This is a genomic window from Bradyrhizobium erythrophlei, from assembly GCF_042430365.1.
Lineage (GTDB): Bacteria > Pseudomonadota > Alphaproteobacteria > Rhizobiales > Xanthobacteraceae > Bradyrhizobium > Bradyrhizobium erythrophlei.
Window position 1 is genome coordinate 1 of record NZ_JBHMET010000003.1, and the last position, 6,353, is coordinate 6,353.

The 6,353-nt window shown below is 64.1% G+C and carries 5 protein-coding genes; all 5 read right to left on the reverse strand.

Translation table 11 applies throughout. The features are described 5' to 3' along the window. Positions 1-423 precede the first annotated feature (423 nt). The 5 genes from ACFFWD_RS00255 to ACFFWD_RS00275 all read right to left on the reverse strand — a co-directional run bounded on the left by ACFFWD_RS00255 (position 424) and on the right by ACFFWD_RS00275 (position 6,138). A complete protein-coding gene (locus tag ACFFWD_RS00255; protein WP_376960280.1) occupies positions 424-1,326 on the reverse strand; it encodes an ABC transporter permease in 903 nt (300 codons plus the stop codon). Between the two features lie 18 nt (positions 1,327-1,344). Continuing rightward, positions 1,345-2,316, reverse strand: a complete 972-nt coding sequence (locus ACFFWD_RS00260; protein WP_376960282.1) for an ABC transporter permease — start codon at positions 2,314-2,316, stop codon at positions 1,345-1,347. 74 nt (positions 2,317-2,390) lie between these two features. Continuing rightward, positions 2,391-4,016, reverse strand: a complete 1,626-nt coding sequence (locus tag ACFFWD_RS00265) for an ABC transporter substrate-binding protein (protein ID WP_376960284.1) — start codon at positions 4,014-4,016, stop codon at positions 2,391-2,393. Between the two features lie 125 nt (positions 4,017-4,141). Continuing rightward, the gene (locus ACFFWD_RS00270; RefSeq protein WP_376960286.1) at positions 4,142-5,140 is read right to left on the reverse strand and encodes an ABC transporter ATP-binding protein; all 999 of its coding nucleotides are present in this window, start codon (positions 5,138-5,140) and stop codon (positions 4,142-4,144) included. After that, a complete protein-coding gene (locus ACFFWD_RS00275; protein ID WP_376960288.1) occupies positions 5,137-6,138 on the reverse strand; it encodes an ABC transporter ATP-binding protein in 1,002 nt (333 codons plus the stop codon). The genes ACFFWD_RS00270 and ACFFWD_RS00275 overlap by 4 nt, the downstream gene beginning before the upstream one ends. Positions 6,139-6,353 lie beyond the last annotated feature (215 nt).

The window sequence follows — 6,353 nt, forward strand, 5'->3', positions numbered from 1 at the left end:
GAAGGTTTCCGCAAAGCAGGGCTGCCCGAATAAGCACGGTGCGTTTGTGCAGACGAGGTTTGATCGAATGACCGCTTCTGGGCCCTTAGGCGACCTCCGATTTTCAGCGAAAGTCCGCTTCGCGCTAGGAGCCGCCCTCGCGTATCCGACGTTATGGAAGAACTCAGCCTTTGGCTGACTAAGCGAGTACTTGAGATTCCACCGCGCGCACGCAAGCGCGCGAGGTTCGCATCGACCTCAGAACCAGACATCAGGGCCGCCTATCGACAGGTCCGCGATGGGCCCACAAGGCGACATCGACCAAACACGAGTCGGCCGTTCAGGCCCGCGGCCATAGGCGTAGGTACCTTCCCTTCCCTCAGCGGCAAGGCCTGCACCTCGGGCTCCGGCAAGGCGTCGTGATCTGGGACGATTGCGACCAGATCAGCGATCGCGCAGCTTGGGATCCAGGGCATCGCGGAGCGCGTCGCCGAACAGACTGAAGCCGAAAACCGTGAGCGCGATCGCCAGGCCCGGAAAGACGGCGATCCATGGCGCCGTCGAGGCGTATTCCTCGGCACCTCCCTGCAACATCAGGCCCCATGCCGCCGTCGGCTCCTGCACACCAAGCCCGAGATAGGACAGCGACGCCTCCGCCAGGATCGCCTGGCCGACAAATGCCGTCAGCATGATCAGGAACGGCGCCAGCACGTTCGGCACCATGTGGCGAAGTATGATGCGCGTGTGGCTGAAGCCGCAGGCGCGCGCAGCATCGATATACGGCACCTCACGAATCGCGAGCGCGCTCGAGCGCACGACCCGCGCGCAACGGGGGATAAGTGGAATTGTGATCGCCACGATCACGTTGTAGACGCCGCTGCCGAAGATGGCGATGACAGCAAGCGCCATGATGATCAGCGGGAAGGCCATCACCACGTCCATAACGCGCTGCAGGACGAGATCGAGGCGGCCGCCGAAATAGGCGCTTGCCACGCCAAGCACGAGACCGGCGCCGCCCCCGATGATCGCGCACGAGAATCCCACGATCAAGGCGGTGCGCGCGCCGAACACAATGCGGGAGAACAGGTCACGGCCAAACTGATCGGTGCCCATGAGGTGCGCCCAGCTCGGCGGTTCCGTCATGGCGGCGAAATCGTTCGACGTCGGGTTGTAGGGGGCGATCCACTCGGCCGAGAGGCCGGCGATCGCCATCACCATCACCAGCACCAGGCCGACCGTGCCGAGCGGCTGGCGGCGGCAAAAGCCGACGATGCCTTCGCGCGACAGGCGCGGGCTCTCCGCCGCGACGTCGACGGCAGGAACATAGGATGGCGTGAGATCGGCCATGGTGCGAGCTCCCACTCGTCAGCCGTAGCGGATGCGCGGATCGAGCCACGCATAGAGCAGATCGACCACGAGATTGGCGAAGACGAAGACTGCGACCGTGAGCATGACGAGAGCCTGCGTCAGGGTATAGTCCTGGTTCTGGACGGCCAGCGCAAACAGGCGGCCGACGCCATTGAGGTTGAACACCTGTTCGGTCACCACGAGCCCGCCGATCAGGAAGGCGAACTCGATGCCGATCAAGGTGACGACCGGCAGCAGCGCGTTCTTGAGCGCGTGCCGGTTGATGATGAGCCGCTCGACCAAGCCCTTTGCGCGGGCGGTCCGGATATAATCCTCGCGCAGCACCTCGAGCATCGCCGAACGAGTCATCCGCATGGTGACAGCCGCGTAGCGGTAGCCGACAGTAACCGCCGGCAGGATCACCATCGACAGGTTTCGAAGTGGATCCTGCCAGAACGGGACGTAGTCGATCGGGGGCATCCAGGGCGCGCCGAATAATGCATGCGAGATGTCGAGGACGGCCAGGATGGCGACGATTCCGAGCCAGAACGACGGCGTTGCAATGCCCGCGATGGCAATCGTCCGGACCACGTGGTCGATCCAGCTGTTCTGCTTCAACGCAGAGATGGTCCCGAGCGGGACTGCGATGATGATGGCAACCACGGTCGCCATCACGGCAATTTCGAGCGAAATCGGCAACCGCGCTGCGATCTCTTCCGCGACGGGTTTGCCTGACCACATCGAGATGCCGAAGTCGAGGCGAAAGAAGCCCCACACAAAGTCCAGGAACTGTAGAATTAGCGGACGATCAAGTCCGAGCTCGGCGTGACAAAACGCGACAGCGCGCGGGTTGACGCTTCCGCCACCGGAGCTGAGACGGACCTCGCAGATGTCTCCCGGGATGAGGCGCATCAGCACGAACACGAGCGCCGCCGCTCCGATCAGCGTCGGGATCACGAGAAGCACCCGGTTCGCGATATACCGGTACATCCTATGCGTCCGATCCTGACCGCGCCGCGATGCAACTCAGCGGTTGCGGACCGGCATCGCGGCATGGCGCATGCCTACTTGTCGAGCCACACGTTGGCCAAATCCTGATTGAGGTAGTGGCTCGGACTGATCTTCCAGCCCTTCACATACGACCGGGCGGGGATGATGCGATTCCACCACGGCGTCATCAGCATGTGCACCTGGGTGTCGAGAACGTATTTTTCGAACTCGCGGACCATCGCTCGCTGCTTGACGGGGTCGGTCTCGTGAAGAAGCGCTTGATAGAGGGCAATCTCCTTATCGTCGTCGTAATTGCCGTAGTTCTCGGCATAGACCGAGTGCGGCAAGAACTTGCCGATGTCCATCAGCGGGTTCACCACGCTCTGACAGTTGAAGTCCACGGTCACATCGAAGGTGCCGTGACGCAGTGCGTCGAAGAACGGACCGGTCGGCAGCACGCGCTGCGTGACCTCCAGTCCAACCTTGCTCCACTCGTCGATCAGCCAGGTGGCGACATACTTGTAGGGCTGGTCGACGTTTCGGTTCATCAGCTCGAATTTGAGTCCCTCGGCCCCCGCCTCCTTGAGCAGGCGCTTGGCCTCCTCGCGCGATTTCCCGATATCTGGCCAGAACCCGGCCAAGGTCTGCAGATCCTCCCTGGTCGCCGCCAGCGGCGATCCCGGAAACACGATGCCGGCCACCGTATGCACGGTGGCGATCTTGGCGAGCGCCGGCGCGCCGTGCCAGCTGTCGATTGCCAGCGCAAGTGCCCGGCGGACCCGCACGTCGTCGAACGGCTTCCGCTTGTGGTTGGGAGTCACCAGGTTGCCGCAGTTCCAGTCGCTCGTCTGAACGGTGATCTTGTCGCCGAGCTCCCGCACGAGTTCGTCGCGGGCCGAAGGCGGCAGGCCACGGAACTCGATCGCGGCGCGGTCGGCGCGGATCGCGTCGACCCGCACGGCCTGCTTGGCCGCGAAGATGCCGATGAATCCGTCGAGATAAGGCTGTCGTTGGTGATAATAGTCGGGATTGCGTACCCCCTTGATCGACTGGCCGATCTCGTAGCCGGCGAACTTGAACGGGCCGGAGCCCATGATGTTCTTCTCGAACCAGCGCGGGTCCTTGTCGAGGATCTCCTTCTTGTAGATCCAAGCGAAGGGATCGACGAGCGAGGGCAGAAACGCGTTCGTTGCGAACTTCAGCCGGAACACCACGGTCGTCGCATCGGGCGCCTCGACCTTGTCGACCATGATGAAGTAGCTCTCGCGTGCGCTCGACACGCCTTCGCGGGGATGGACGATCTCCTGCCAGCTCGCCGCAACGTCCGCAGCGGTGAGCGGCGAGCCATCGTGGAATTTCACGCCCTCCCGGATCTTGAAGGTGTAAGTCTTCCCGCCGTCGGTAGGCGTCGGCATCTCGGTGCAAAGATCGCAGACGAAATCGGTGGTCGACGACGGATTGTCCGGATTGACCCTGATCAGCACGCTGTAGAATGGCGCAACCGCGTGCACGGTCGCAAAGGTGGTCTCGCGGTGACCGTCGAAACTCGGCGGAGCGTCCGCCGGGATCATGAAGGTGAGTGTCCCGCCGCGCTTCGGGGTGTCGGCAGCCGCCGGGGTGGCCACGTTCGTGACGCAAAGAGGCGCGATGCAAAGAGCAGCGCCAAGGCCGGCTGCCGCCAATCCTAATGTCCTGATCATTTGCCTCCTCCTTTTCCTTCCTCCCTGTCAGTTATTGGGATGGATCCGTCGAGCCATCTTCTCAATCTGGTATCCGGCGAAACGTGCGGCGGTCGATCGTGGAAAACGCCATTGCTCGACCGGATCTAACGCACCTCGCTGCAGGCCACCCAGTGGCCGGGTCGCACCTCCCGCAGCTCCGGGCGGATCCGGCTGCAGCTGTAGACCGCGATCGGGCAGCGCGGATGAAACGCGCAGCCCGACGGCGGATTGATCGGGCTCGGCACCTCCCCCTTCACGGGTCGGAACCTGCGACCGGCCTCGACGCTCGGATCCGGCACCGGCACGGCGTCGAGAAGCGCCCGGGTGTAGGGATGCAGCGCGTTGTCGAACAGCTCGTCGCAATCCGCGAGCTCGACGATGCGGCCGAGATACATCACCGCGACGCGCTGGCAGAGATGCCGCACCAGCGAGAGATCGTGAGCGATGAACAGGTAGGTGAGGCGGAAGCGCTCGCGCAGATCCTCGAGCAGGTTGACGATCTGCGCCTGGATCGACACGTCGAGGGCGGATACGGCCTCATCGCAGATGATGAATTCGGGATTGAGCGCGAGAGCGCGCGCGATCCCGACGCGCTGGCGCTGGCCGCCCGACATCTCGTGCGGGTAGCGATCAGCAAAATTCGGACCCAGGCCGCAGATCGCGAGCAGCTCGAGCACGCGGGCCGCGCGGCGCGCCGCGTCGGACTCGATGGCATGTACCTTCATCGGCTCGGCGATGATGTCGCCGACCTTCATGCGCGGATTAAGCGAGCTGTATGGATCCTGGAAGATGATCTGAATGCGGCGCCGCATTGCCCGAAGCTGCTTGTGCGTGAGCTTGGTGAGGTTGACGCCGTCATAGAGGATCTCGCCGGCGGTCGGCCGCTCGAGCAGCAGGATGCACCGGCCGGTCGTCGTCTTGCCGCAGCCACTCTCGCCCACCAGTCCTAGCGTCTCCCCCCGGTGAAGCGTGAAGTCGACACCGTCGACCGCCCGCACCTGGCCGACCGCGCGGCGCGCGAGGACGCCTTCGGTGACCGGGAAGAGCTTCTGCAGCCCCTTCACCTCGAGGAGCGTCGGTGCGTGGGTTGGGGGCGCCCTCATGCCACCGCTCCCGCTGCGGCAACGATCTCCTCGCTGCGCAGACAGGCCGCGAGGTGGCCGGCTGGCCCTGCCGGATCGAGCAGCGGCCGCACCTGGGCGCAGGTGTCTACCGCGAAGCGGCAACGCGGGCGGAACGCGCAGCCTCGGCCGAGGCGCGTGAGGTCGGGGGGCTGGCCGCCCACCGGGTCGAGGCGCGCCTGGCGCGGGCGATCGAGCCGAGGCACCGACCGCAGCAATGCCATCGTGTAAGGATGGCGCGGGTCGTGATAGATCGCCGCTGCCGGACCGCTCTCGACGATGCGCCCCGCATACATGACGTTGACCCGCTTGGCGTAGCGCGCCACCACGCCGAGATTGTGCGTGATGATGATAAGCGCCATGTTGAGCCGGTGCGTCAGCCCGTTCATGAGCTCAAGAATCTGCGCCTGGATGGTCACGTCGAGTGCGGTTGTCGGTTCGTCCGCGATAATGAGCTTGGGATCACAGGCGATCGCAATCGCGATCATGACGCGCTGGCGCATGCCACCAGAGAGCTGGTGCGGATACTGCTTCAGGCGGCGGGCCGGATCGGCGATGCCGACCAGGCCGAGGAGCTCGATGGCGCGCTTGTGCGCCGAAGCGGGATCGGCCCGGCGGTGCTGCTCGAGGGTCTCGGTGATCTGCCGGCCGATGGTGAGAACGGGATTCAATGATGTCATCGGCTCCTGGAAGATCATGCCGATGTCGCCGCCCCGAACTTCACGCATTTGCGCGTCCGAGAGCTGCATGAGGTCGCGGCCGGCAAACAGAATTTCGCCGCGCGTGATCTGCCCGGGCGGATCCGGGATCAGGCGCAGAATTGACAGCGCACCTACGGACTTGCCGGACCCGCTTTCGCCGACGATCGCGACTGTCTCGCCCTGCTCGACGGTATAAGATATCCCGTCGACAGCGCGCACGACTCCCGCACCAGTCCGGAACTCGGTGTGTAAATCCTTGATCTGCAGGAGCGGCGCCAAGACACCCTCCCTGCGTCCCTCTGGAAGCTATTCTTATTATTAGGTTTTAGACATTGGTATCGGCCGCCGAAAGAGCTGTCAACGATGGTACGCAGCCGCATCAGACTGGCGATCCAGCCCACCGGGGCTCGTCGCCAGACATCGCAGGCGCCATTTCCGCTAATGGGATGGTCCGGCCGTGCTCCCGTCCCGCCAGTGACAGAAGCTGGCTCGGG

Bases quoted from the DNA above. Each gene is read 5' to 3' on its own strand.
- ACFFWD_RS00270 (WP_376960286.1), bottom strand. From the start codon at position 5,140: ATGAGGGCGCCCCCAACCCACGCACCGACGCTCCTCGAGGTGAAGGGG.
- ACFFWD_RS00255 (WP_376960280.1), bottom strand. From the start codon at position 1,326: ATGGCCGATCTCACGCCATCCTATGTTCCTGCCGTCGACGTCGCGGCG.
- ACFFWD_RS00260 (WP_376960282.1), bottom strand. From the start codon at position 2,316: ATGTACCGGTATATCGCGAACCGGGTGCTTCTCGTGATCCCGACGCTG.
- ACFFWD_RS00265 (WP_376960284.1), bottom strand. From the start codon at position 4,016: ATGATCAGGACATTAGGATTGGCGGCAGCCGGCCTTGGCGCTGCTCTT.